Below are 26,203 nucleotides of genomic sequence, written 5' to 3' on the forward strand. Positions count from 1 at the left end.
TTGGCCTGTTTCTCAAAACAGCAAAACAGACGCTTTTATTCTTTAGGATGAACGTCGCCAAACTCATTGATGGCCACCGGGGCGCCCTCTGGGCTGATGAACTGCACCTGTTGCCTTGGGTAAACGGCTTTGATCACGCCCACGTACTCTGGTTTGTTAAGCTCCTGCACTATCCTGAAGGTGAGCTCACTCTTCCATTTCCTGCGTTCGCGGGCCCCCACCAGATAGCGCACGGTAATGTTGGTCCAGGAGTCTTCCAAGGAAACAAACACCTGGGGCTTGTCAGCAACGGGGTCTGCCAGTTCAGCGCGTTGGAGCAGCTTGGCGTATTGGCGGGCGGGCTCCATCATGAGGTTGCCCAACAGGTCCAGGGCCACCCGTTCTATCACCGCCATGGCCACGTCTAGTTTTGACTCATTGGCCACGGCTACGGCCAGTTCATCCCACACGTAGGGGAAATCACCGGTGAGGTTGATGACCGTGCCGGTGAGAATCTCATTGTTGGGGAACGTGACCATTTGGCCGGTAGGCTGCTCAGCCTGCACAATGCCGGGCTGGTAGGGTGCGCCAATTTCCCAGACAGTGGTGGTGAGAAAGTCAATGCGGTACACATCGCCAAAAACTTCGCCTACCCGTATGCGGTCGCCCACGCGGTAATAGCCTTGAAAGGAGTTGAGCAACCAGCCCGTAAAACTTTCAATGGGGGTTTGCAGAGACCAGGACAAGGCCAGGCCCACCAGCCCCAGGGACCCCACCAGCGCCCTGATGTCACCGGCCACCACGCTTACGGCCAACCCAATGGCAAACAGCCAGATGGAGAGGGAAACTAGCGTGAGCACGCCCCCTGAGCTGTGCCAGTGGCCAATGGCCTTTTTCAGAAGTTGCTTTAACAGCCTGGAGAGCAGCCAGGCCAGCACCAGCGCCCCAAGTGCAATGAGGACCCTGGGAAGGTTGTAGTAGAAGCCGTTCCAGATTTTCTGCAGGGCGCCTATGGCTTCACCGGCGGCGGCCTTGCTGGAGGCGCTCAGGGAGCCGTTTGCCAGGGAGTCCTGCGCCTGTTCCAGAGAGTCTGGCAGGAGAAGAGAGTCTGTAGGAGACAACCCGGAGGAGTCAGCGGCCCCCGATAGCGTGTCAACTTCCTGCAGCCCCAGACCCGCTTCACTGGGGGCCACCACCATGAGGAAGAAGCCCGTGATGGCCACCGCCAGAATAGAGGCCTGCCTGAAGTTTTTAAGTCGGTTTTCGGCCCCTTTTACGGCAGATCCCTTCCGCTTGACCAGGCGTTTTCTTTGCTGGCGGGCCGCCAGGCTTCGTCTGGAGGGGGTGGTGCGGCCTCTGGGGGCAGATGGGGTGGGGGAGTTGGTTTTCCTGTATCTACTGGTACTGATTTTCCGCATAAAGCTTCTTTAGGTGTGCCCCTGCTGATGCAGCTGCAAAGGGAGTCCCTTTTTATACGGGAAAACAAAACTTAGGCTAAGAACACCCCATGGCGGGCCGTGCCAGACCAAGATGTCTGGGCAGCTACTGGTGGAATGGTCTGGTAAAGGTATTTTTCTGTTTTAGGGCTGTTTTTTGAAAAACAGCCCTAAAACAGAAAAGCCAGGGCAAAGGGGCGGGCAACGCCACCTGCCAAATTTATCTGCCCAGGAACTGGTTCAAGAGCAGATAGACCAGGAACAGCGCCGCGAGCAGGATGTGGGGAAGGTAAGTGATGCTGCCTTGCCGCTGCAGACGCAGGGCGGCCTGTTCTTCATCCTTTTCTTTCTGCAGCATCTTGGTCACCCGGGCCTTTGCCTGCCGCAGGTACAGCCAGTTCCCCAGAAAGCCAATGGCCAGGCTCCAGAAAAGCGCAATGAAATTATTAATCAGCTGCAGGGTCTGCGCAGCAATCTGCTGAGTGAGCGCCAGGTAGTTCAACAGAAAAGACACCCCGGCCACCACCGCCACCACCGCCAGCGCCTGCACATACAGCTTGCGGTACAACATCCAGAACAGCCCAAAGAAGAAGGCCCCCAAGTTAAAGGTGAATCTGGTGCCGGCTTGCTGCTGGGCCAGTTTATAAAGATAGTAGTCAGCGTCTACGCCAAAATAGGCGCGGTAAAAATCTTGCAGGTCGTCATTGTCTGGGGCTGGTGAGTCAGCTTGCATGGCTGTAAATGAGGTTAGGAAGTACTATACGGTAAAGGTACAAGATTAGCGGAGTTTCTGCTGCAGGGCCTTTTGCTGGGACCTGGAGCTGAGGCTGCTTCCAGAGGCCTCTCACCCCTGGCACAAGGCGCGCTTCTTGGCCCTTAGATCGGCTGCCGCTGCAGAAAGACCGGCTTTTCCTGTTTTTGGTCTGTTTTACAAAAAACAGGTCAGAAACAGCGGCAAAAGATAAGACCTGTGCGCCAGCGGCAAGCGACAGCCACAGAGGCGCCACATCCTTAATTTATTTAAAAACCTGCAAAATTTTTGTTTTCTTGCCGCCGCTTGCCCCACCCCTCAGGGGCTGTGTTTACTTTTTAGCTTCTTCCGCGAATGCGGGTAGTCACCGTTGCCGCTGAGGAGGTTTTTAATTAGTAGCCCAAGGCTTTTACGGCGGCAATGCGGTATGTAATAAGATGGAGTACAGCTTTCAACCCAATACTTAAGAAATAACCCCTATCCCTCAAACCTTAACACACCAAACATGATTAAAAAGTTATTGGCGGTTTCTGGCCTCTGCCTCACTGTTCTCTTAAATTCCTGCACTACCTCAAAGCCGGTGGCGAAAGAGGAGCCGGTGCGGCAGCCTGGCCCCGCGGTGGTGGGGCCAAAGGCAGACAATGAGTTCAGGGCGGCCTGGGTAGCCACCGTGGCCAACATCAACTGGCCCAGTAAACCAGGTCTAACCACTGAGGAGCAGCAAAAGGAAGCCATTGCCCTGCTTGATTTCCTGAAGAATCATCACTACAATGCCGTGGTGTTCCAGGTTCGGCCGCAGGCCGATGCCCTGTATAAGAGTGATCTGGAACCGTGGTCTTACTACCTCACCGGGGTGCAGGGTAAAGCCCCGGAGCCGTATTATGACCCGCTGGAATTCTGGACCGAGGCCGCCCATGACCGTGGTTTGGAGCTGCATGTCTGGCTTAACCCGTACCGGGCGCACCACACCGCCGGCGGCCCGGTGAGTGAGCAGTCAATAGTGAAGAAGCGCCCGGAGCTGGTGGTAAAACTGAAGGAAGGCTACCACTGGATGGACCCGGCCCACCAGGGCACCCAAGACCATTCTTACGCCGTGGTCATGGACCTGGTGAAGCGCTATGACATTGACGGCGTGCATTTTGATGACTATTTCTACCCGTACCCGTCTTACAACGGCGACCAGGATTTTCCTGATGAAGTCACCTGGGCGGCCTACCAGAAGTCGGGCGGAACGCTCTCCCGGGGAGACTGGCGGCGGCAGGCGGTGAACCAGTTCATTGAGCGGCTCTACCGGGGGATCAAAGCAGAGAAGCCGTATGTGAAGTTCGGGCTGAGCCCGTTTGGGATCTGGCGGCCCGGCTACCCCGCCTCTGTGCAAGGGTTTGACCAGTATGAGCAACTGTACGCAGACGCCAAGCTGTGGCTCAACAAAGGCTGGGTAGATTATTTCACCCCGCAGCTGTATTGGAAAATTAACCAGATCAACCAAAGCTACCCGGTGCTGCTGGGGTGGTGGGAGCAGGAGAACACCATGCGCCGCCACCTGTGGCCGGGCATAAGCGTGGGCAATGACAGCAGTGAGGTCAACGTGCGCGAAATTCTGAGCCAGATCATGATTTCCAGGGGCATGCTGCCTAACAGCAAAGGCGTGGTACACTGGAGCATTTCGCAGGTGACTAAGAATCCGCCCATGGCGAAGGCCCTTCTGAACGGCCCTTACAGAAATGACGCGCTGGTGCCGGCCAGTCCCTGGTTAGACAACAAGGCCCCCGAGGCCCCGGCGGTAAGCACTGAACTGGAAGGTGACTCTGTGCGCGTGGTCTGGATCCCGAAGAACGAAAAAGACGCTTTCAGATCTGTGGTCTACTACCAGTACGGCAACAACTGGAGCTACAAAATCCTGAACCGCCATGACCGCTCTTTCACGTTGAAAAAGACGGTGGCCGCCAACCCCGCTACCCTCCTGCCGCTCAACAAGGTAGCAGTGGCCACCGTGGACCGGGTGGGGAACGAAGGCGCACGCAAAGAGATAGAAGTGCCCAAAGAAGGTTTGTAAACTGCCCTGATTTACCAGCAAGGCCTGACGTATTTTTAGAATACGTCAGGCCTTGCTGTTTCAGAAGCTGGGCCGGCGGTTGTGTCTAACGCAGGGCAGGTTCTGTTTTTGGGCTGTTTTTCAGAAATCAGCCCAAAAACAGAACCTGTTTTTCCTGATCATGCAAGCTTCTCTTGTTGAGTCAGGGGTTTCAGGAAACGGGTTGTAACTGCAGCTCCTCAGCATGCGGCTGAAGCGTTTGAATGATGAATTCAATGTGTTCGGGCAGGTCAATGCCCAGGAGCTCGGCCCCTAGCCTCACTTCAGAGCGGTCAACTGAGGCGGCAAAACTGGCTTGTTTCAGCTTCTTCAGGACAGACTTTGCCCAGGCCTTGCAGCCGCTGCGGCCTTACCTGGGCACAGGCTACTACAAACCCCGTGATTTCATCACAGCCCAGAAGAGCTTTGTCTAGCAGCGTGTCATGGGAAACACCCCAGTGGCTGTAATGGGCAGCGATGGCGTGCGCCATGGCGTCTTCGCCGCACTCCTGCAAAATGCCCACCACTACCTGCGGGTGGCGGTCTTGGAATGCTTCATAGTCGGCGTCATGCAGGAGGCCGGTGTTGCCCCAGAGTTCCTGGTCCTGGGCTAGCTTTTGGGCATACCCGCGCATGACCAGTTCAACTGTGCGGGCATGGCGGAGCAGGCTTTCGCCTTTGGTGTACTGGTGCAGTATCTGGACGGCTTCTTCTCTGGTCATGGCTATGGCAGGTTTAAGGCAGAAAGATAATTTCTGCTTTGGCAGAATGCAAAGGAGAGAAACCGCCCCTTCTGTTTAGGGCCTGTTTTCTGAAAAACAGGCCCAAAACAGAAGGGGCGGTGAAATGCCTGCTTTAAGTATTGGCATTTTGTTTCATAAGCCAAAACACCAAGTTTGAGGTTCTGCCTGGGCGGTTTTGGAGCCCTAGAGGGCAGTTGCGAAGAAGATAAAAATTCTTGCCAAGGCCAAGGCTGTGTGCAGCCCCAAAGGTTCAATTAATAATGTGCCCTACAGAGCGTTGAACTTGAACGCTGCCAACAGATTTATTTTGCAGGGGAATGCCTTCGGCGGTGCCGTCTTAGTGGTGGTGATGGTGGTGGTGATCATCTTCTGGGTTGTGTCTCAGGTTCTGGATGGTGCCAAACAGAAACAGGGTGCCCCAGCAGAGGTAGAGGTAATGAAAGGATTCTACCTCTTTGCCCCAGAGATGCAGAAAGAGCTGCGCCAAAGCAGACATGATTACGCCGGTGAGGGCAATGAACTGGAACGAGTTCATCTCTTTGGGGTTGAAAATTTTAGACCATTCCATAAGGTGCCAAATTAAACTGTCTGCCTCACAGCAAACGTGCTACATCTTTTGGTATACGTTGAAAGGGAAGCCAGGGGCAAAGGTTTCAACCAGGGGGTGGTGGGGCGCCAATACCAATTCAACTGCTAAGGTAGCTGTTTCTGTGAAACCTAAGGCGGCAGCCGGAGATTACCCGGAAGAATTATTGCCTGAGGTAAAGCATAAAAGGGTAGGGTTTTGTTCAGCCTGGAGACTCAAATCAACACCAGGTCAAGCGCTTGACTACTTGTGCCCGCCATTTTGTGATTGACTCCCTTTGCTGCCTGCCTGCCTGGCTGCGGCCATTCCCAGGTTCACGCGGTCTAACGGAAATCAGGTGTAGGCAGTAACCCTGGCGCGAGACTGACATCGCTTAACGTAAGATGCGGCGAGTCGCCAGATTAGCGGGGCCGTTAGGTTGACCCCCAACCGTACCTTAGAAGGGGTAGGCGTAACCTCTGCTACCACCTGTAGAACCAAAAAAGCTAAGCCCCGTGGCCGGCAGTAAACCAGGCGCGGGGCAAAAGCTGTTTTGGGGCTGTTTTTGAGAAAACAGCACCAAAACGCAAAGAAAACGCGGTCAGTTCAACCTGCCCATGGCAGACGCTAACGCCTGGCTGGGGCGGGTGAATTCTACGCGGTTCTCCCGGAAACGCTTGTACTGGATGTACTGCTGTGCGTTGAGCAGGCTGAACATGCGCTGGTTGTAGTGCTGCTCCACCTCGTCTACCCTGAGCTCCAGGTCCCGGGGGCGCAACTGGTGAGCCTGGGTAGACAGCGCCATCAGTTTAGTGAGGCGTTCTCGGTTGTATTTTTTTACCTGAATAAGGGTGCCCTCGGGTAAGTTCAAGGCAGCTCCCATCTCCAGGGTAAGCCGGTCTGCCATACGCTCTGAGGGAGTGGCTTTCTGCGCAAAGCCGGTAGAGCACCAAAGGGAGAAAATAAGAAAGAAAGCGATGAAAGTAGATTTGCCCATGTTCTTCAAAGAAATAATCATCTGCACGTTTGAACAGTGTTTTCACCCATTTGAGAGTGGTCACAGCGGCATGTACGGCAAGGAAAGGGTTGGTGTTTTGGCTATTACACAAAATGGGAAAGAGAAAAACAGCCGTCCGGAGCAAGGGCCTGGGCGGCATTGCTCAGAAACTACTGAGAACAGCAAAGCCCAGTTCTCTGAGAGCTGGGCTTTGCTGTGGAAATATTTCTGGTTAACGTTATTTCTTGGGAGCGGCAGATGCTGACTGTACCAGGGAAAGGAAGTTGGCTTCTGGCTTGGTTTTGAACTCTGCGTAGGCGGTCACCTGGCGGGAATTCAACATTTTGAAAAGCTTCTCTTCAAAATCATCTTCAATTTCACGTAACCGCACCTCGCGCATCTCAGCATCATCTGAGTACATCTTTTCCGCCTCGGCGGCTTTCACCAGGCGCTCTGAGTTCAGGTTCTTTAATTTGATGTATTCATTCTCGTTCAGTGACATAGACTCCACCATCAGGCGGGTAATATCACTGGAGGCTTTCTCTAGCGCTGGGTTAGAAGGGGTGTTTTGCGCAACGGCGCTTACAACCAGGGCAAACAGGAAATACAAAGTGAGAGTAAAGTTTTTCATAGTGGTAATGGTAGGGGTTGAATAATTTGGATGCTGTGTTTTTAGTGTGAAAGTGTGTTAGTCTTGGTAATGTTAAATTTTGTGATATGAGTGTTTTTACGGAGATTGCTATTGGGTGTTTTGAAGAAAGGCGCTAATTGGCCTATTTGTGAGAAAGTTATAATCAACTTGTTTTTAAAGTGCAATTTTAGCAGGTGAAAGAGTGTTGGAATTATGTAATATTGATGATGTTGAATATTTAGTTTTATGTATAAAGGAATAGAAATAAAAAAGGCTGCCCAGGGGGCAGCCTCGCAGGCAGGCAGAGCCTGCTTGAAATGAGTCTTTCAGGCTTTAAAGGGGGGCAGAACCCTGCCTTCGTATTTTGTTGCCTTTATGGCGTTGCTGAGAAGATTAAAAACCGCAATGGAAGAACCTCTCGCGGCCCCTAGCCGCTTGCAAGGCCAAAAGCTAAACCTGCTGTTGAATTGAATGTGCCTTAACTGACTATGCGGTGGAAGAGCCGTTCTGTCTCTGAGGGCAGGTCTTCAACATTCATGACCATGAACCCGTCCAGGCTGTTAGAGAAGGCGGGGTCAATGTTAAACCCTATGATTCTGGCGTTCTGGAGTAAGTACCGCTTCAGTAAGACTGGCAGCCCCTGCCGCCTGGGCTCTATCTCTTTGATCAGGTTGTCCAGATCAGAAAGGCCAGACAGGCGCTGCTGCAGAACCTGCTGGTGGGTGGCCTGTTTAACATTGGCTCTGAACGCCTTTCTGGGTTTCACATACTTGGCCAGCTCAGGGTCATAAAAGTGGTTTTTGATAAACTGCACCATGAGTGACTGCGAGAGCTGGCTAAAGCAGCTGCTGATACTCACCGGCCCAATCAAGTACTTGTAGTTGGGCTTCTCCTTTAAAAACAGGCTCAACCCTTTCCAGAGCAGGAGCAGCGGAAGGGCTTTGCGCTGGTATTCAGGCCTGATAAAGGACCTGCCCAGCTCCAGCGAATGCTTGAGCAACGGGACCAGCTCCTTTTTGATTTTGAAGAGGGAGTTCAGGTAAAAACCGATTTTGCCGTGCCGCTTCCAGATTTCCTTTCCTTTGCCTACGCGGTAGGCACCCACCAGCTGGCGGGCGTGGCGGTCATACACAAACAGATGGTGGTAGTGGTGGTCATACTGATCCAGGTCAATGGCTAGCCGGGTGCCTTCACCCACCTGCCGGAAGGTGATTTCCCGCAACCTGCCAATTTCCCGCAGCGTGTGGGGGATCTGCCCGGCTCTTGCCAGGTAGACATCAAAGTGCAGGTGCGAATATAGCTTTTTGGACGGAGGCAGGTTGGCCAGCTCCTCCTCCAGCAGCGCAGGGGCCGTCTCCGGGACAACGGGTGCCGCCTTGGTGCCTTTTTGCGCCAGGGTTTGCGACGGCAGGGTAAGGGCGTAGGTTTTCGCCCTGATGAAAGAGAGAAGCTCTGTTTTCTGGTATTGTTGCCAGTCACCTGCGGGTATAGGTTTCCCAATGCGCACCTGTACCTGGTGCCCTTGCTTGTTCAGTAACTCGGCTGGCAGCCGGGCGGTCTGTAACAGCGGGTGTACCATGCCCATGAGCAGAAAGGTGAGGCTGTTGTGGCCGCTAAAATGAACCGGCAGCACAGGTACGTCTGCTTTCCTGATCAGTTTTGCAACAGACGCCTGCCACGGCTTGTCTACCACCTGCTGGGTGCTCATCTGCCAGTTTGAAACTTCGCCCGCCGGAAAGACCCCCAGCGGGTGGCCCTCCTGGAGGTGAAGCAGTGCCTGCCGCATGCCGGAGATGTTTTTCCGGGCTTTGCCGTCAAAGGGATTGACCGGCAGAATCAGGGAAGAAAGGTTGGGGATGGAGGCGAGCACCTCGTTAGCCAAAACTTTGGTGTCTTGTCTTCTCTGGGAAAGCAGCTCTAGCAGCAAGAGGCCGTCCAGGGCCCCGTACGGGTGGTTGGCTACGGCAATGAATCCGCCGGTGGCGGGAATATTCCTGAGTTCCTCTGCCTCAAAGGTGTAGGTGATAGACAGCTGCTGCAGCAGGTTGCTGATAAACTCATTGCCCTCCAGGGTGGCGTTGCGGGAGTACAGTTGATTGATCTGGGTCAGTTTGAGAAGGCGCATCAACAGGCGGCCCCACTTGTGCTGCTGCAGCTGCTGTAACGGCTGAAGGGGGAGGAAGGCGGGTTGAGATAAGCTTTGCATGGTGCGGCTCCTGGTTTGCTGCAGTTGACGTATGGTTTCTCCAATGCAAAACTACCTGTGCCAGATTACCTTACCGTTAATTCAACTTTATCTGTTTATCAACTCTTTACGCCTTGTGGTCACGGGTGTTAAGGGTTGCCGTGGAAGGTGGAATGGCTGGCAGAGGAGTGTAGTTTTCTGTTTATGGCCTGTTTTCCTGAAAACAAGCCAAAAACAGCAGGGGGTGCCAGCCCTGCCTCACCAGCAGTTGCGTGCGACAAGCAGGCGGGGAATAGGGAATGGCTGTTTTCTCTAAGAATTAACGCTAGGCGTTAGGGGGAAAAGCAAACTCCTGTTTTCGGCCTCTTTTTAGAAAAGTAGGCGAAAACAGGAGTTTGCATCTGAAAAGGTGAGGAAACTACCAGAGCCACTGCGGGCAAAGCAGGCGGCCTTTGTTCTGGAGTTTGAGACCTATGATCAACTCGTGGCTGCCGGCGCTGGCGCCGTTCAGTTCGCTGGTGGTTAAGTCATATGAGTAGCCTATGTCTAAGATATAGTTCACGTTGATACCCGCCAGGGCAGCCATGGCGTCTCCGTGCCGGTAAGAGAGACCCGCCCAGATGCGGTTGGCATAGGTGGCTTTCATGTTCAGGTCAACAGACACAGGGCTGGGGCTGGCCACCTTCACCATGACAGAGGGCTCCAAAGACAAGTCATAGCGCAACCGCAACCGGTACCCGGCCGTCCCGAAGAAGTGGGGCTGCAGCTCTTGCTGCAGGGTGTTCATGCCTTCGTTCTTAGAGATTTTGTCTGTGAGCAGCTGGGCGGCAGAAATACCCACATAAAAGATGTCTGAATAGATCCAGGTGCCCAGGCCAAGGTCAAATTTGGTCTTGGTAAGCTGCCCCGGCTGCAGGGCATTGTCGTTTTGGTTGGCCAGGTGAATGGCATTGCCATCCAGGCGGGCTTGCACCAGGCCACCGGCCATCCCCACTGACATGTTGATGCGTTTGGTGATGGGGTGGTGGTACGCATACGTCAGGTTGAGGCTGGTATTGCTCAAAGGCCCTGTTTTGTCAACCTGTGCCATGGCGCCAAAGCCGTGGTGGGGCCGTGACTTGTGGAATTTATTTGCGCGGTTGTTGTTGACAGGCATCTTTGGGACAAACCCTTTCCCTGCTTTGGGGAGGTTAGAGTTCCGGTCGCTCATGCCCAGAGACGTATGCCCGCTAATATAATAGGTGACAGGGGCCCCTTCAATCCCCACCCACTGCCTGCGGGTGCCCATACGCACGTCTGTGTAGCTTTCAATGCCGGAGAGGGCGGGGTTTAACAGGTAGTTGTTGAACAGGTATTGGCTGTACTGGGGCTTTTGCTGAGCGGCAGCTGGCATGGCCAGAACCAATAAAAACAATAGTTGTGCAAGCTTTTTCATCTATGCTTACTTGATAATGGTAACGTTCCCTGAAAGTGGTGGCTTTTTGTCATCTAGCCTGATGATATAGTAATAAGTGGCCGCAGGTAGGGGCTGGCCGTTGTACCGGCCGTCCCATGGGGTGGTGTATCCTTTTGATTCAAATACTTTGTTGCCCCAGCGGTTGAAAATCTCCACACGGCAATTAGGGTACGCTTTAAGGTCTGGGAGTTCCCACGTCTCATTCATGGAGTCTCCGTTGGGGGTAAATCCGTTGGTCAGGTTCACAGGGTGGATGACAGTCACTTTTACCTCGTCTGTAGACACACAGCCTTCTGCGGTGGTGACGGTAACGGTATACACCTGGCTTTCCAGTCCTTTGAATACTGGGTTGGCGATGTTGTCTTTGGTGAGGCCGGTGCTTGGGAACCATTTGTAAGACACCCCGCCAGACGCAGTTAACTCAATGTTGTTGCCGCTCTCCACGCTCACGTCTTCGCCGGCGTAAGCTGTAGGGGCAGGAACGGTCACTGTTACCGGCACCCGGTCACTGGCACAACCTGAGGAAACCGACTGAACATAGAAGGTGGTCGTATTTTGCAGCGGCAAAGTGGTATAGGTGACGCCATCAAAAAGTTTTTTTCCGCCCTGCTCGGCATCATACCACTCTACCACTGTGCCAGAGGTGCTGATGCTGGCTGACAGCGTGGTGGTGGTGCCTGCGCAAATGGTGGTGCCCTGGGCAACAGGAGGTGCTGGTCTGGGGTTCGCAGTGATCATTACCGCGGCGCTGATGATGTTATTGCAGCTGCCGGAAAGGACCCTTCTTCTAAACCAGGTGGTGCGTTGCAGCGTGCCGGGGGTGTAATGCTGTTCTGAGGAGGTTCCAGCCGCGGTGGTGAAGCCAGTGGATTCACTTGTGGTGCTGCTTTCCCAGACATAGGTAAACGTGCCGTTTCCTCCCGAAGGGGTAGAACCCGTCAGCCTGGCCGGTGAAGAACCCACGCAAATGGTTTGGTCAGTACTGATGGTATTGTTGGTCACCGCCGCAAACACGGTCACTTTCACCGTATTAGAAGTACTGGTAGAGGCACCTGAGCTTACCTTGCGGCGGAACCACGCAGTCTGTTGCAAAGCAGCCGGGGCGTAATTCTTGTCATCTGCAATGCCGGGGGCGGTAACAAAACCAGACGTAGGGCTGGTGGTGCTCATTTCCCAGGCGTAGCTGAAGTCGCCGTCACCACCTACCGGGTCAGAGCCGGTTAAGGTAGCCGGCGTTGAACCAGCACAGATATTCTGATCTGCGGTGATGGTGTTCTGGCTAACGGCAGTTCTGATGGTGATGGTGACTACCCCGCTGATGTGGCGGCAGCCGCCAGAGATCACAACCCTTCTGAACCAGGTAGTCTGGGTGAGAGGGCCAGGGGAGTACGTTCTGCTGTTTCCATTTTCCTCTATGGCCGTAAAGCCGGTAGAGGAGCCGGTGGTGCTGCTCTGCCACTCAAATGAGTAGGTGCCGTTTCCGCCGGAGGGAGTGGTGCCAGAAAGGGTATTGGGCTTGCTGTTGCCGTAGATCACCTGGTCTGCCGTGATAAAGTTGTTGTTGATGGCAGGGCTTACCGTGATTTTAACCGGCTCGCTTACGTGCGGAACACAGTTTTCTGACTTAACAATTCGGCGGTACCACATGCTCTGGAATAACGTGCCGGGGGTGTAATTGGGAGATGTGCTGGAGCCGCTGGCATTAGTAAAAGTCATGCCGTCTGCACTGCTCTCCCACTGGTAGGTGAACTTGCCATTGCTCCCGGTGGGCACGCTGCCCAGGATGGTGGCTGCGGCACTTCCGGCACACACTTGCTGGCCTTCTGCCAGTATATTATTCCCAATTGGGTCCAGTACGGCCACCGCTATTGAAATGCGGGGGCTGGCACAGTTGCCTCTCACCGCCTGTACATAAAACAGGCTGCTCTGGAATAGATTTGAGGTGGTGAAAGAGGCGGTGCCGCGGGCTACGGCAGTGCCGCCGGTAGGCTCAGTATACCACTCATATACCACATCTGTCAGGGGGCTTTTCACGGTCAAGGTAGCCCTTTCAGAATGGCATACCGTGACGGCGGCTACCTGTGGAGCTGCAGGGAGCTGGCTTACTGTTACTTTGACCACGTTGCTGATGGCTCCGGCACATGCCCCGGCCGTTACTCTTCTCCGGAACCAGGTGGTCTGGGTTAATACTGCGGGGGCATAATCCTGGGCCGTAGCTTCTCCCGCTGCTGTGGTAAACCCAGAGGTGGCACTGTTGGTGCTGCTTTCCCAGACATAGGTGTAATTGCCGTCTCCTCCGGTGGGCAATTGGCCTTTCAACAAGGCTGGGGCTGTCTGGGCGCAGATGCTTTGGTCATCACTGATGGTATTTTGGGCAATAGCAGGTTGTACCTCTACTTTTACCGCTTCAGAATAATCAGAGCAGGGGTATGAGGTGACTTTTCTGCGGTACCAGGTTGTCTGTTGTAGCACGCCAGGGTTAAAGTTGATCTGGTTGCTGATAATGCCGGTGATTGGACCAAAACCTGAAGTGGCGCTGGTGGTGCTCATCTCCCAAGCGTATTGATAGCCATTGTTGCCACCGGTAGGGGTGCTGCCTACCAGCTGCGGAGAGGTGGTGCCGGCGCAAATAGTATGGCCAGAGGCAATAGTATTGTTTTCTATTACTGGGTTTACCGTAACAGTGACCGCTTTTCTGACGGAAGAAGGGCAGCCGCTTAGGGAAACGGTTTGAGCATAGTAAGTGGTGGTCTCTTCCAGCTTTGGTGTTGTCAGGGCATGGCCTTCATGGATCAGGTTGCCGCCTGTTGGGGCGTCATACCACTGTACCCGGTAATCACTGGAGGCAGGGGTGGCGGTTAGCACGGTGCTGCTGCCTTGGCAAATGGTCACATTGCTGGCCGTTGGGGCAACTGGTAAAGGCAGTACTGTCACCTTGATGGCTCCGCTGGTTAAGGTACACTGGCCAGAGAGGGTAACTCTTCTATACCAGACAGTAGCTGAAGTGTTGGAGATGACACCTGGTGCATAGGTATCGTCAGTGCCATTGTTCGGAATGGTAGTGAAACCGGCAGTAGCACTGGTGGTGCTTTTCTCCCATCTGTAGGTGTAGGTTCCATCTCCGCCAGTGGCGGCCTGCACTTGAATTGCCGGAACCGGTGAGCCTGCGCACACCGTGATGTCTGCCGGCATGGTTACGGGAACAATAGCAGGGGTAACGACTACTTGTACCACGTTAGAATATTCAACACATGCTCCCATGGTCACCTTGCGTCTGAACCAGGTAGTGGTTCTGAGGGCGCCAGAGGAATAATTCTGCCCAGTGAATGTTCCCGGAGCGGTGGTAAACGTTTGCTCATCAGTACTTACTTCCCACACGTAAACAGGGGTGCCGTTGCCGCCGGTTGGTTTAGTGCCGGTAATGGTGGCAGGTGTGGCGTCCTGGCAGATGGCGGCCACCTGTGCGATGGTATTGTTGGCGATAGGAGGTTGAACCGTCACTTTTACCGCGGTGCGCGACACGGTACAACCACCGGTGGCGGTGCTTTGTACATAGTACGTAGTGGTAGCGGTGAGGGCAGGCGTTTCAAAGGAATCACCGGTAAATAAGGGCTCTCCGCCAATTGAGGAGGCATACCATTCATACGGTCCGCCGGGGGCAGTAGCCGTTAAGGTGGCGGTGGCGCCGCTGCAGATGGTAACGCCGGCTGCCGTAGGCGGTTGAGACAATGGGTTCACAGAAACCTGAACCGCAGCTGTGTATTGAGCACAACCATCTATGGTTACTCTCCGGCGGAACCAGGTAGTCTGGGTCAAGTTGCCCGGTTGGAAAGACTGCTGGTTGTTAGTACCTGTTGCCGCGGTAAAAGAGGCGGTGGCGCTGGTCGTGCTGCTTTCCCACAGATACTGAGGAGTTCCTCCGTTTCCGCCGCCAGGCAGTGATCCCTCAATCAAAGCCGGTTTGGTGCCAGAGCAGATTGTTTGGGCTGCTGTAAGAAGGGTATTGCCGGTTACGGCCGGTACTACGGTTACTTTGACCGGGGCAGACACACTAGTGCAGTTGCCTGAGGCAGAAGTAACGGTACGTCTGAACCAGGTACTCTGGGTAATTTTACCAGGGCTGTAGTTGGCAGAAGTTCTGGTATTAGCGGCAGAGGTAAACGTAACCCCATCTGTGCTGCTCTCCCATAAATACTTAAAGGAATTGTCACCTCCAGACAGCGTACCTCCGGTTAAGGTAGTGGCCGTGCCCCCAAGGCAGATGGTGTGCGCCTGGCCAATGGTATTGCCTGTAATAGCAGGGTAAACTGTAACTTTAATAGGGGTACGGTTGCTGGAGGCGCAACTTTCTGGGGTGACAGTAGCGGCATAATACGTGACCGTGCCAGCAGTGAGAATAGGGGTGGTAAATTTCTCACCCGTTCCCAGGGCTTCTCCGCCAGTGGCGGCCGCAAACCAGGTTACCGTGCCGCCGGTGGCGGAGGCGGCTAACGTGGCAGAACTACCAGCGCAGGATATAATTTCAGCTACTGCCGTGGTAGGCGCGGCTGGCAAAGGCTGAACGGTTACGGTCACCGGCACCCGTTGTGGTGCCGTACAATTATTGGCAGACACCGCCTCTACATAATATGTGGTAGTTGCAGTAAGGGCAGGGGTGGTGAAGGAGGCATTTGAGCCAAGGACAGTGGTGGCTTCTTGAGATGCATACCAGTTGTACCGGGCGGCGTTGCCCTCTGCTGTAAGAGTGGCAGTTGTGCCGTAACAGATAAGGGCTGGGGCAACCTTTGGTAACACGGGTTGCTCCAGAATTGTCACGGTCTGAACCGCTGCCGTAGAAACCCCACATTCGTTCCAAATCTCTACTTTCACCTGAAACTGGCCCGGATCTGTAAAGTTGATGGTAGGATTGGCCTCGGTGGCCATGTTCGCATCAGCGAAAGAGGCGCCGGCTCCCTGCAGGGTCCACTGGTAGCGGGAAATAGTGCCGCCTTTGGTGTCATACACCGGGGCATGCGCAGAGTTGGCGGCGGTGAAGGCAATGGTCTGCGGGCCGCAATAAGTGGCAGTGGCAGGCAATGTAACCGTAGGCTTGTCTCTGATGATGATTTCCTCTGTGGCGGTGGTAGTGCCGCAGGCGTTTTTAGCCGAGAGCTTAACGCTGTATTTGCCGGGCTTGGTGAATAAAAAGACGGGGCTGGCGTCTTTGTCTGTACCACTGGCGTATGTCACCCCTTCGGCGGGCAGTACTGACCAGGTATATTGCACGCCTGTGCCTGAGGAAAGGTTGCTGACCGCCACTTTGTTAGGGGTACAGCCGTTCAGTTGCTCCGGTAACAGCTTGAAAGCCGCTACGCCCGGCTCCTGAACGGTGATGGTTTTAGAGGTCTCATCGCCTTGGCAGGTAGAGCTGCTGCCTACGGGGTCAACTTTTAACTTGATCACGTAGACACCCGGTTGGGTGAAAATAATAGACGGTTTCTCTGAGGTTGAGCTGGTGGCGTTGGTGTAGGTCCAGCCAGTGGCAGGTTCAATAGACCAGTTGCGTCTGTAGGCGCCGCTGTTGCTGGGGTTGTTCCCGTTGAAACCTCCCGTAGACTCGTCCTGGAAATCTACCTTCTGGTTAACACAGACAGGGCTGCCTGGTTTAAAGGAAAAACCGGCAATGGGTTTGGAGGAAACAATGATACCGCTTACTGAAGATGTGGTTTTGCGGTTTACACAGTCAATTGCCTCGCCGTAGATGGTAAAGCCGTTGGCTGTTTCCCTTGATGATTTAGTGAAGGTATGGGTGATGCTGGCCGGTATGGTGGCCTGGGTGAAGTACATAGGCTCACTGCCATCATCAAACCAGATTTTATAGGTGGTAGAGGGGGAGTTGCTGGTGATCCCCGTGATCCCGAAGGTGAAGGTGGCAGGGGCGCAGTCTGAGGTGTTACCTGGGCTTTGCAAACCAAAACCAGGGTTGCTGCCGTTAAACACAGTGTAGGTTTTACTTTCAGTGCAGCCGCTTTGGCTGGTGACAGTGACCTTCAGGTCAAACTTGCCCCGGGTTTTATACGTGTGGTTGGCAACGTCAAAAGAGGCCGGATACGTGTTTTTCTGCCCGTCACCCCACTCAATGGTATACTCTTTGTTGGTGGCAATGGTGGTAGACGTATTGTAGATCTCCAGCTTGTAATCATAGGAGCCCACAATAGAGCTACACTGAATAAAGTTCTCAGCATTGGCATCTGCTATGCTGGGGTCTGGCTGGTCTGGGCAGCTTTGGGCGTAAGAGGTTAAGCTCCAGAAGAGAAGGAGGCTTAAGAAGCACAGTATTTTTTTATAGGGCGACATGGTGCCGAGAAGGTAATGGTATGACACGTACTAAAAGTCAGAAAGCACTAAGTGAAAAGGCAGAACAACTGCTGGGTTCTACTTTATACCTGGTGGGAGCGGTGCTGCCCAGAAAGCATGTCTTCTGTACTATTAAAAGATATCTGCCGCAGGGCGTATTGCGCCATCACCTGGCAGGGCTGGGGGGAAGTTTGAGGGGAAGATGTTATAAATAATGAGTATAATGGTTTCATAGGTTTAAAGTTGAATTGCACAAATGTAACACTTGTGCGAGGTTGTTGGTTTATGTTAAATATCGTCTTCGTTAGAAAAGTGATGTTACTATGGCTGTTTTAATGGCGGTAACATGTTATCTTTCAATATTAGTTCAAACCTTCGGATAAAATTCCCGTATTTATCTCACTTAAACAATATAAACATTTTAATATTGTTTATAACATATATTGGTTGTATTCCTTTTGTTAAGAAAAGTGGTAATATTGTACAATTATGTATAGCTGCCTAAGCTTCTAAACATAATTTTGAAATGTCTCCGAGATTGGTTTACTTTAACTACAGGTTTGAAGCATTCATCTTGCTAAATGGGGGGTTCGGCTAGTGACTACTCCCGCTCGCCGAAATACTTTTTGCAAAGAGAATTAACCTAGTACCTTTGAGACATCAAAACAGCAAAACAGTTGCTGGTTAAGAAATTAAGGAGCAGCGAGGCACTCTTGCCTTGGCAGGGGCGTCAAAAGATCTGGTGCTTATTGGGGGATATGCTACAGACGCTGATGACATTTGTTTCGCCTGCTCCTACCCATCACAGACCTCTCAGTGAAAACTGAGAGGTCTTTTTTTTCGCAAGGTTTCCGGCCTTGATCCCAACGCGCCTTTTCCCGTAAGGAAGGGCATGCGTGTACCTCATCTCCCTTTGCACCGGGTAATCTCCCAAATGTTACACAAGGCCCGCCAGCTGAGGGCGGTGCGCTGGTTGCAGCGCAGGTTTCCTGCCTTGTTCCACTTCCTGCTGCAGCGGTTCAACCCAAAGAAACTTTACGGGCTGCCTTTGACACTGGTACTACTGGTGGGGGCGGTGCAGCTCAGCCTGCTCTCTGAACTGACAGAGCAGGTGATGGAGGCAGAGGAGATGGTGCAGGTAGACCGGCAGCTCACCTCAGCCCTGTACAACGGCAGAACCTCCCTGGGGGCCACTTTTTTTCTGGGGGCCACCCAGCTGGGGGGGCAGTTGGGGGCCATTGGGCTGGGGCTGCTGTTGTCGTTTTTCCTGGCGCGGCAGAAACGGTGGCGAAGCATACTGGTGTTCTGGCTTGTGCTGGGGGCGGTGGGGCTGTCAGTGCGCTACGGCAAAGAGTGGCTCCAGCGGCCCAGGCCCGAAAACGTAGCGTATGTGACCTACCAGCATTTCTCCTTCCCCAGCGGGCACTCCACTACGGCCACCGCCTTGTTTGGGATGGGGGCCTACCTGTTGGCGAGGCACGTGCGGCAGCGGCGCTATTGGCTGTACACAGGGGCTGCAATAGCGGTGGTGCTCGTTGGCTTTAGCCGCATGTACCTGGGCGCACATTACCTCTCAGATGTGCTGGCGGGGTTTCTGCTGGGGAGCCTTTGGGTGCTGGTGGGCATCAGTCTCCTGGAATGGCTCCAGTACCGGCGGCGGTCCGGCACGTCCCCTTCTGCCGCCCCGTAACTCTGCAACCGCATGTCTGTTTTAGGGCTGTTTTTCAGAAAACAGCCCTAAAACAGCCCTCCTGCATGGTTCTGTGCTGAGGCTTCCGGGTTTGCCCAAACGGCCTGGCCAATGCATGCCCGCCCGGCTATTGCTTAGGCAGTAGAGCAGTTTTTCAGTATATTTGGGCTGTTCCACTAACCAGCGCAAGCGTACATGAGGCAGAATCTAACTGAAAACGAGCGGGAAGTCATCAAACTCATCAACTTTTTCAAGAAACGGGGAGAACGTCTCGCTGAGGAAGGCTCCCTCACCCAGGAGCATGAAGATTTAAACGCCGCCTGTGAACGCCTCACTGAGAAGATTTACCGCCACGCAGACTTCCGGCAGCAGGTGCTGGAGAAACACCAGACCCTCAAAGGCATTATTGAAGACAACGCCCAGTGCCCTACCTGCGGCAAAGCCGATATGCTGAAGAAAGTAAGCGTGGTCAGCAATGAGCTGGGCTGGAAGATGAACCGCTACAAGTGCCGCCGTGACAACATAGAGTTCACCTGGAACCGGCCCAACAACCCCTGGGACATGATTCCTTTTCTGGAGGTGTGCCTGCAGGAGCTGGACGCCAACATTGCCAGCGCCGAAATGGACGGTGCCCTGAAAGACCGGGCGCAGGAGGCCCGTGACCACATGGCGGTGAGCCTGGAGCAGCTGCGGGCGGCAATTTTGTCTGCTGACACTGAAAAAGCGCAGATGGAGGAGCAGGACAAGGAAATGGCCCGCATGCTGCATGAGTTTAAAAAATACCTCATGATAGAGAAAATCAAGCTGGAGCCCTTCAGCGAAAACTAAAAACACGCTACTGTTCAAGGTGAATCCCGTTTTGGGGCTGTTTTCAGAAAAACAGCAAAGGGATTCGTCATACTATGGTAATAAACAATTCAGGCGGGCTGCGTACAAAGAAGTACGGCGGCAGTGGTTGCCGCTGTTGTAAAAGCAGAAGACCATGCCTATTGAGAAAGACAACATCACCAACGCCAAGGATAGCCAGCGGCTGCCAGAGGAGAACCCCACCCCCAACCAAGGGAACCAGTCAGAGGCAGAGGAAATTGCCAAGCCAGACCGCGGCGGCAGTGGCACCCAGGCCATAGAGGCAGATTACCTTGATGCCGTGCCAGAGGGCTCCCACGCAGAAGGCAACATTGCCGCTGACAACGAAGAAGACGCCTGGAAGCTGGACGGGAGTAATGCCAACAACCTCAGAACCAAATAAATGAATTGTCTGCTGTGTGCGGGTTTGCTGTTTTTGGGCTGTTTTTCTGAAAACAGCGTAAAAACCGAAACGGCCTGCGCGCCGTTTACAAAAGGAGTTTGAGTTTCACTTAATGCTTAACCTCATGAACAGAGACTATAATAACCAAGACTTCGGCCGTGACCGGGATAACCGCCAGCGCGCAGATGAAGACCAATACCGCGGGGCCTACCGCTTAGACAGTGACCGTGGCCATGAATATGACCGCCTCAACCAGCGGAATAATTTCAATGACAACGACATCAGGAACGACTACCGGAGCCGTGACTACTACGGGTCAGACCAGGACCGCCGCTCCGGCTCAGACAACCGGGGCCATGACTATGGCCGCCGCCCCAACCGCGAAGGTGAGCGCTTTGATGACCCCAATGTTTTCCCGAGCGAAAGCAACAACGGCTTGCGCAACGCCGCCAGAAACTACGGCAACATGGGCAGCTTTGGCGGAGCCCAAGGCTGGGGCTCCTCTCAGAACGGCTCCCACAGCAATGACTCCGGGCAGAACAAATGGGCCAGCGGCCATGGCCGCCAGGAAGGCCAGCCTGTGAACCGGCAGGTGTACGGTGCCTACCGTGACCACAACAGCTTCGCCGAAGGCGAACGTGAGCAATACCAGGGCTCTGGCCGCTACGGCTCCCAAGGGGCAGACAACACCCGCGGGTGGAAACCGGCAGACCGCGCAGGCGCTAACGGAGCCGTGCACAGCCTGGGCACCAATGATATCTCCCGCCGCGGCGATGACAGCCAATATGAAATCTATGACACCGCGCAGTCACACTACAACCGCGGCCAATACGGCCAGATAGCGGGTGGTGGTGCGTACATGGGCAGTGGCTATGACAAGCGCACCCGTGCTGAATACAGAGACCAGTTAGACTATAATTCAAACCCGCGTGACCACTACAACCAGCAGGGTGAAGGCATGCGCAGCGAGAACTACGGAAACCAGGCAGGCTCCCTGAGCTGGGGCTATGACCGTGATTTCAGGTCAGAGGAAGGCCGTGAGCGCAGATATGACCCCATGAGCGGGCACGTGCGCGGGCAAGGAACCCAGCCGCCGTCGCGCGAAGATTTTAACTGGTAATCTATTATTGCCCACCCATAAAGGAGGCCACCTGCTACAGGTGGCCTCTTTTGTTATCAGCCCTCTCCGGAAAGCGCGGCGCTGGTAGTATGAATATAAGGGGTGGTGTTTTTGTAGCACGGCGCCCAAGGGCAGGCAACGCTTCTGCCGGTCGCACTCCCCGTTTTTAAACCTACTCAATAGGCAGGCTCCAGGCTTTTTACCCCCGGCCTACATTATTCCTAGCATTTGCGACAATAGTGACAAGCGGTTCAGGGGAGTGGGGGTAATATTGTATCGTTAACCTTTCTGTTGACCAAACCTTAGCGTGACCTGATATGAAGAAAAGCCTGTTATTGCTGTTCGTGTTCTTGTGCGGTTTCTTTAGCCATGCCCAGGGGCAGAAGCTGAATCCCGGGGGCATGAAAACCGCCTGGGGCGAAAAAGTGACGCCTCAGAATGCCTGGCAGCAATACCCACGCCCGCAGTTGGTGCGCAGCCAGTGGCTCAACCTGAACGGGCAATGGGACTACGCCATTCTGCCCAAAACATCGGCGCAGCCGAAGAAATATGACGGAAAGATTCTGGTGCCTTTCTGTGCCGAGTCCAGCCTGTCGGGCGTAGGCAAATTGGTCCTGCCCGACCAGAAGCTGTGGTACAACCGCACGTTTCAGGTGCCCGCCAACTGGAAAGGCAAAAACGTACTCCTGCATTTTGACGCCGTAGACTGGGAAACCACCGTGTGGCTCAACGGCAAGAAAGTAGGCGAGCACCGCGGCGGCTCTGACCCGTTCACCTTTGACATCACCCCGCATTTAAAATCTGGCACGCAAGAGTTGGTAGTCTCAGTCTGGGACCCGACCGATGCTGATGACCAGGCGCGCGGAAAGCAGGTGCTGGAACCCAAAGGCATCTGGTACACACCCGTGACCGGCATCTGGCAAACCGTGTGGCTGGAACCCGTTGCCAAAGCCCACATTTCGTCGCTGGTGCCCGAAGCCAACATTGACCAGAACAAAGTAATCCTCAAAAACCAAATCAGCGGTGCCACCGGCAAAGAGAAGCTGGTGGTGAAAGTCCTGAAGAACGGCAAAGTGGTAGGCGAGAAAACCGCCAACGCCAACAGCCCACTGGAGATTGCGGTGCCCAACGCTGATTTATGGACACCGTACAACCCTGCCCTGTATCAACTGGACGTGCAATTGACCAGCGGCGGCAAAACGCTGGACAAAGTGAACTCCTACTTCGCCATGCGGAAGATTTCCAAAGGCAAAGACGCACAGGGCTACGAGCGCCTGTACCTGAACAACCAACCGCTGTTCCAGTACGGCACGCTGGACCAGGGCTGGTGGCCAGACGGGTTATTGACCCCGCCGTCAGACGCGGCCATGCGCTATGACATGGACGTGCTCAAAGACATGGGCTTTAACATGCTGCGCAAACACATCAAGGTAGAGCCGTCCCGATATTACTATTACGCAGATTCCATTGGGCTTTTGGTGTGGCAGGACATGCCCTCAGGGTTCAAGACGGCAGAGAAAGAGGTGCAGCACGTAAAGGCCGAGGCCAAGGAAGATTGGGCGCGCCCGGCGGCTTCTGCGCAGCAGTATGAAAGAGAGTGGAAAAGCATCATGGACCACCTCAAGTTCTTCCCTAGTATTGTGGTGTGGGTGCCGTTCAATGAGGGCTGGGGCCAGTATGATACCAAGCGCGTAGTGGAATGGACCATGCAGTATGACCCTACCCGCATCACCAACGGCGTAAGCGGCTGGACCGACCGCGGCGTGGGCCACATGAACGATGCGCACCATTACCCCGGCCCCGGCATGGAGCCCGCCGAACAGAACCCCGGCCGCGTGATTGTGCTGGGCGAGTTTGGGGGATTGGGATTGCCGCTGGAAGGCCATATCTGGAACCCCAACATGCGCAACTGGGGCTACCGCACCTACAAAACCTATGACGAGCTGGTGAAGGAATACACCAAACTGATGTACAACATGTACCCCATGGTGCACCGCGGGCTGGCCGCCGCCGTCTACACCCAAACCACCGATGTGGAAGGCGAAGTGAACGGCCTCATCACCTATGACCGCAAAAAAGTAAAGCTGGACCCTGAGCTGCTGCGCATGCTGCACCAGCCGCTGTACAGCGCGCCGGGCACTTCATCGGCCCTGGCCGCAGATTCAGAGATAAAACCACAGACTTTGCTGGTGGCTACCAATCAACCCACCTGCGTGGGGAAGGCGGAGTTAAACAAAAAGGAATTCAGTTCGGCCACCGCCCCGGTGCAGTTAAAAAAAGGCGATAGCCGTTGGGCGGCCTCTACTTTCAGTGTAAACCAGGCACCTAAAAACCTGCAACTGCGCCTGCTGGCGCACGGCGATGCCAAAGTGTACCTGAACGGAAAGCTGGTGATGAACAAATTCATCAACACCAAGCGCCACTATGACGAGATTAACCTGAGCGAGTACGGGCACTATCTGAAAAACGGCGAGAACCACCTGGTGGTAGAGCTGAAAAACACGGGCAGCCCATCGCCCTTTGACTTTGGGTTGTACACGTTTCAGTAGCTTGATTTTTCTGGAAGCGCTAGGGGGAGAGAGCCGTTTTTAGCCTATTTTTAGGAAATCAGCCTCAAAACGGAAAACCAAGATGAGAACAATGCCGCAGCTTTTATTCGTTCTGATTTTCAGTATTTTCTGCACAAGTTGCCAATCGGCAGAGCCGAAAGCAGATAAAGCAGCGGCAGAAAATATTCAACCGGGGCAGAAAGTAAAGCCTAATGCCGCTGTCTCCGCCGAACCTGCCAAAGCTGTTGAACACGAAGTGGCGGCTAGAAAATATGATTACCTGGAGTGGGACAGCATTTTGATAAACAACAGAGTTCCTTTGAGTACCAACCGGCGAGTTGTAGAGAAACACTTAGGGAAACCTGATAGTGTGGTGACACCAGATTATGCACATGTCTGTGGCAACTGCCATTTCTGTGTTGGCATGGACCCTCCGCCTTACAAGTTAGTATATATTAAAGGATTGAGATTAGAACAGCTACAAGATAGTATAGCTTTTTGGGGAGCAGATTTTAGGAAGAACAAAAAGTTATTCCTCACAGATGGGAAAACTAGGTTTGACCGCACTACAACTCTTGAGAAAGTTAAAAAGCTTTTTAATTATGAAACATTGAAAAGAAATGAAGACACTGGTGGCTTCTGGATACGTTTACAGCCTTCAAAAATAATTAGTGATGCAAGTTTCATTTTAGAGTTTGATGAAAGTGGATATCTAACAGAGTTTAATTTTCATTTCCCTTGTTAACAGAGGAATGTTTCCGTTTTCGGCCTGTTTTGGCCAAAACAGGCGAAAACGGAAATCTCAACAACATAACATGCTTGAATAACAACAGCAACTTCGCATCTTTATGAAGCATAAAATAGTACTCCTGTTCTGCCTTTTTACTGCGGGTCTCTTTGCCACCTGCAGCCAGAAAGGACAGACGGGCCAACAAGCCAAAGCCCCCGCCAAACAGCCCAACATTGTCATTTTCATTGGCGATGACCTGGGCGTAACTGACATTGGCCCCTACGGCAACAAAGTGGTACGGACGCCTCACCTGGACGGACTGGCCAAAGAATCTCTGCTGTTCACCCGCACGTACGCCGGGTCGCCCACGTGCGGGCCATCGCGCAGTTCATTGCTCACGGGGTTGTATCCGTTCCGGCACGGGGCGCACGGGAACCACAGTGGCGTGAAGGAAAATACCAAGTCGTTGATTCATTATTTGCAGCCGCTGGGGTACCGCGTGGTATTGGCGGGAAAACTGCATTTCGGGCCGGAGGAGGTGTTTCCTTTTGAGCGCATCTCCAAAACCAACGTGGCCGAACCGGGGCACGAGAAGAACCCCGGCCTGAATTGGGATTTGAACCTGGGCCCCGTTGACCAATGGCTCTCGCAACAAAAGGAGAGTGACAAGCCGTTCGTACTCATTGTGGCCGACCACAGTCCGCACGTGATTTGGCCGGAGAAATCAAGCTACAACCCACAGCAGGTAGATATCCCTTCGTTCCATATTGACACCGAAGACACCCGTAAATCCCGTGCGCGCTACTATGAAGACATTACCAAGATGGACGGCAACGTGGGCAAAGTGCTCTCCAGCCTGAACCAGCACGGCCTTTCTGACAATACCCTATTTATCTTTACCGCCGACCAGGGGCCGCAATGGCCGTTCGCCAAGTGGAGTTTGTATGACTACGGCATCAGGACGCCTATGCTCATCAAATGGCCAGGTCAGGTGAAACCGGGCAAGACCGAGGCGCTGGTGTCACAGGTAGATTTGCTGCCCACGTTCGTGGAAATAGCCGGCGGCCAGGCACCTGCCAACGTTGACGGGAAGAGTTTCTTGTCGCTTTTACAAGGCAAGAAAAACACACACCATGACGCGGTGTTCGCCTCGCATACCGGCGACCGGCTCATGAACCGCTCTCCCAGCCGCATGTTGCGCAACAGCCGCTACAAGTACATCTTGAACATTGCCCCCGAAGAAGAATACCACACCCACATGGACAAAGCCAAAGACCATGACGGCGGCCGTGAGTACTGGGATTCCTGGGTAACCAAAGCCAAGACCGATGCCCATGCCGCCGCCGTGTTGCAGCGCTACCACCGTCACCCCAAAGAGGAACTCTACGACCTGCAAGCTGACCCTACGGAGATGAAGAACCTGGCCGCAGACCCTAAATTTGCCCAAATGCTGGCGGGTTTCAGAACCCAAATGGCAGCTTGGCGCAAAGGTCAAGGCGATTTTGAAACCGGTCCGGAAGTCATCAAAGACACGCCCCAGCCCAAAGGACAGAAGCCAGTAGCGCCTTATGTATTCTTGGATTAATGCGTGAAGGATTGATGGTGTGATTGAATGAGTACTGTGATGCTCCGCTGCATCTCGCCGGTCAGCTCCACATACCTCAAAAGAATGATGGTGTCGGTGATGGTGGCAATGTCACCCTCGGTGATGG

General features: G+C 53.8%; 17 protein-coding genes. 8 read left to right on the forward strand and 9 right to left on the reverse strand.

Translation table 11 applies throughout. From position 1 onward, the window contains the following. Positions 1-35: 35 nt before the first annotated feature. Complete coding sequence (locus tag A8O25_RS15770; protein ID WP_082893693.1) at positions 36-1,397, reverse strand: mechanosensitive ion channel family protein; 1,362 nt, start codon at positions 1,395-1,397, stop codon at positions 36-38. Between the two features lie 238 nt (positions 1,398-1,635). Next, positions 1,636-2,148, reverse strand: a complete 513-nt coding sequence (locus A8O25_RS15775; RefSeq protein ID WP_066836612.1) for a DUF2628 domain-containing protein — start codon at positions 2,146-2,148, stop codon at positions 1,636-1,638. A 523-nt stretch (positions 2,149-2,671) separates the two neighbouring features. Between A8O25_RS15775 and A8O25_RS15785 the strand changes: the two genes are divergently transcribed. Beyond that, positions 2,672-4,222 (forward strand): glycoside hydrolase family 10-like protein, encoded by a 1,551-nt coding sequence (locus A8O25_RS15785; RefSeq protein WP_066836616.1) that lies wholly within the window; start codon positions 2,672-2,674, stop codon positions 4,220-4,222. A 311-nt stretch (positions 4,223-4,533) separates the two neighbouring features. Here the strand turns inward: A8O25_RS15785 and A8O25_RS15790 are convergent, their stop codons facing one another. The 7 genes from A8O25_RS15790 to A8O25_RS15820 form a co-directional block, all read right to left on the reverse strand. Beyond that, the gene (locus tag A8O25_RS15790) at positions 4,534-4,962 is read right to left on the reverse strand and encodes an HD domain-containing protein (protein WP_241499052.1); all 429 of its coding nucleotides are present in this window, start codon (positions 4,960-4,962) and stop codon (positions 4,534-4,536) included. Between the two features lie 358 nt (positions 4,963-5,320). Further along, positions 5,321-5,551, reverse strand: a complete 231-nt coding sequence (locus A8O25_RS15795; protein ID WP_066836618.1) for a hypothetical protein — start codon at positions 5,549-5,551, stop codon at positions 5,321-5,323. Positions 5,552-6,149: 598 nt separating this feature from the next. After that, entirely contained in the window at positions 6,150-6,566 is a 417-nt protein-coding gene (locus tag A8O25_RS15800) for a hypothetical protein (protein ID WP_066836620.1), read from the reverse strand. A 217-nt stretch (positions 6,567-6,783) separates the two neighbouring features. Further along, entirely contained in the window at positions 6,784-7,176 is a 393-nt protein-coding gene (locus tag A8O25_RS15805) for a hypothetical protein (RefSeq protein WP_066836622.1), read from the reverse strand. 478 nt (positions 7,177-7,654) lie between these two features. Beyond that, entirely contained in the window at positions 7,655-9,382 is a 1,728-nt protein-coding gene (locus A8O25_RS15810; RefSeq protein ID WP_066836624.1) for a lysophospholipid acyltransferase family protein, read from the reverse strand. 397 nt (positions 9,383-9,779) lie between these two features. Further along, complete coding sequence (locus A8O25_RS15815) at positions 9,780-10,796, reverse strand: PorP/SprF family type IX secretion system membrane protein (protein ID WP_066836626.1); 1,017 nt, start codon at positions 10,794-10,796, stop codon at positions 9,780-9,782. Positions 10,797-10,802: 6 nt separating this feature from the next. After that, on the reverse strand, positions 10,803-17,153 hold the full coding sequence (locus tag A8O25_RS15820) for a T9SS type B sorting domain-containing protein (RefSeq protein WP_066836628.1): 6,351 nt from the start codon (positions 17,151-17,153) through the stop codon (positions 10,803-10,805). 934 nt (positions 17,154-18,087) lie between these two features. On the opposite strand from A8O25_RS15820, the gene A8O25_RS15825 reads away from it, so the two are divergent. The 7 genes from A8O25_RS15825 to A8O25_RS15855 all read left to right on the forward strand — a co-directional run bounded on the left by A8O25_RS15825 (position 18,088) and on the right by A8O25_RS15855 (position 26,076). After that, positions 18,088-18,843 (forward strand): phosphatase PAP2 family protein, encoded by a 756-nt coding sequence (locus A8O25_RS15825; protein WP_066836630.1) that lies wholly within the window; start codon positions 18,088-18,090, stop codon positions 18,841-18,843. Between the two features lie 195 nt (positions 18,844-19,038). After that, positions 19,039-19,671, forward strand: a complete 633-nt coding sequence (locus A8O25_RS15830; protein WP_066836632.1) for a hypothetical protein — start codon at positions 19,039-19,041, stop codon at positions 19,669-19,671. Positions 19,672-19,825: 154 nt separating this feature from the next. Next, on the forward strand, positions 19,826-20,092 hold the full coding sequence (locus A8O25_RS15835) for a hypothetical protein (protein WP_066836633.1): 267 nt from the start codon (positions 19,826-19,828) through the stop codon (positions 20,090-20,092). A gap of 124 nt (positions 20,093-20,216) precedes the next feature. Further along, positions 20,217-21,212, forward strand: a complete 996-nt coding sequence (locus A8O25_RS15840) for a hypothetical protein (protein ID WP_153042785.1) — start codon at positions 20,217-20,219, stop codon at positions 21,210-21,212. A 317-nt stretch (positions 21,213-21,529) separates the two neighbouring features. Continuing rightward, positions 21,530-23,761, forward strand: coding sequence for a glycoside hydrolase family 2 protein (locus tag A8O25_RS15845; RefSeq protein ID WP_153042786.1), 2,232 nt, complete (start codon positions 21,530-21,532; stop codon positions 23,759-23,761). Positions 23,762-23,843: 82 nt separating this feature from the next. Then, complete coding sequence (locus A8O25_RS15850; protein ID WP_066836635.1) at positions 23,844-24,506, forward strand: hypothetical protein; 663 nt, start codon at positions 23,844-23,846, stop codon at positions 24,504-24,506. A gap of 103 nt (positions 24,507-24,609) precedes the next feature. Continuing rightward, on the forward strand, positions 24,610-26,076 hold the full coding sequence (locus A8O25_RS15855) for a sulfatase family protein (protein ID WP_066836636.1): 1,467 nt from the start codon (positions 24,610-24,612) through the stop codon (positions 26,074-26,076). The last annotated feature ends 127 nt before the right edge of the window (positions 26,077-26,203 follow it).

Origin of the sequence: Rufibacter ruber (genome assembly GCF_001647275.1) — a bacterium.
GTDB classification, from domain to species: Bacteria; Bacteroidota; Bacteroidia; order Cytophagales; family Hymenobacteraceae; genus Nibribacter; species Nibribacter ruber_C.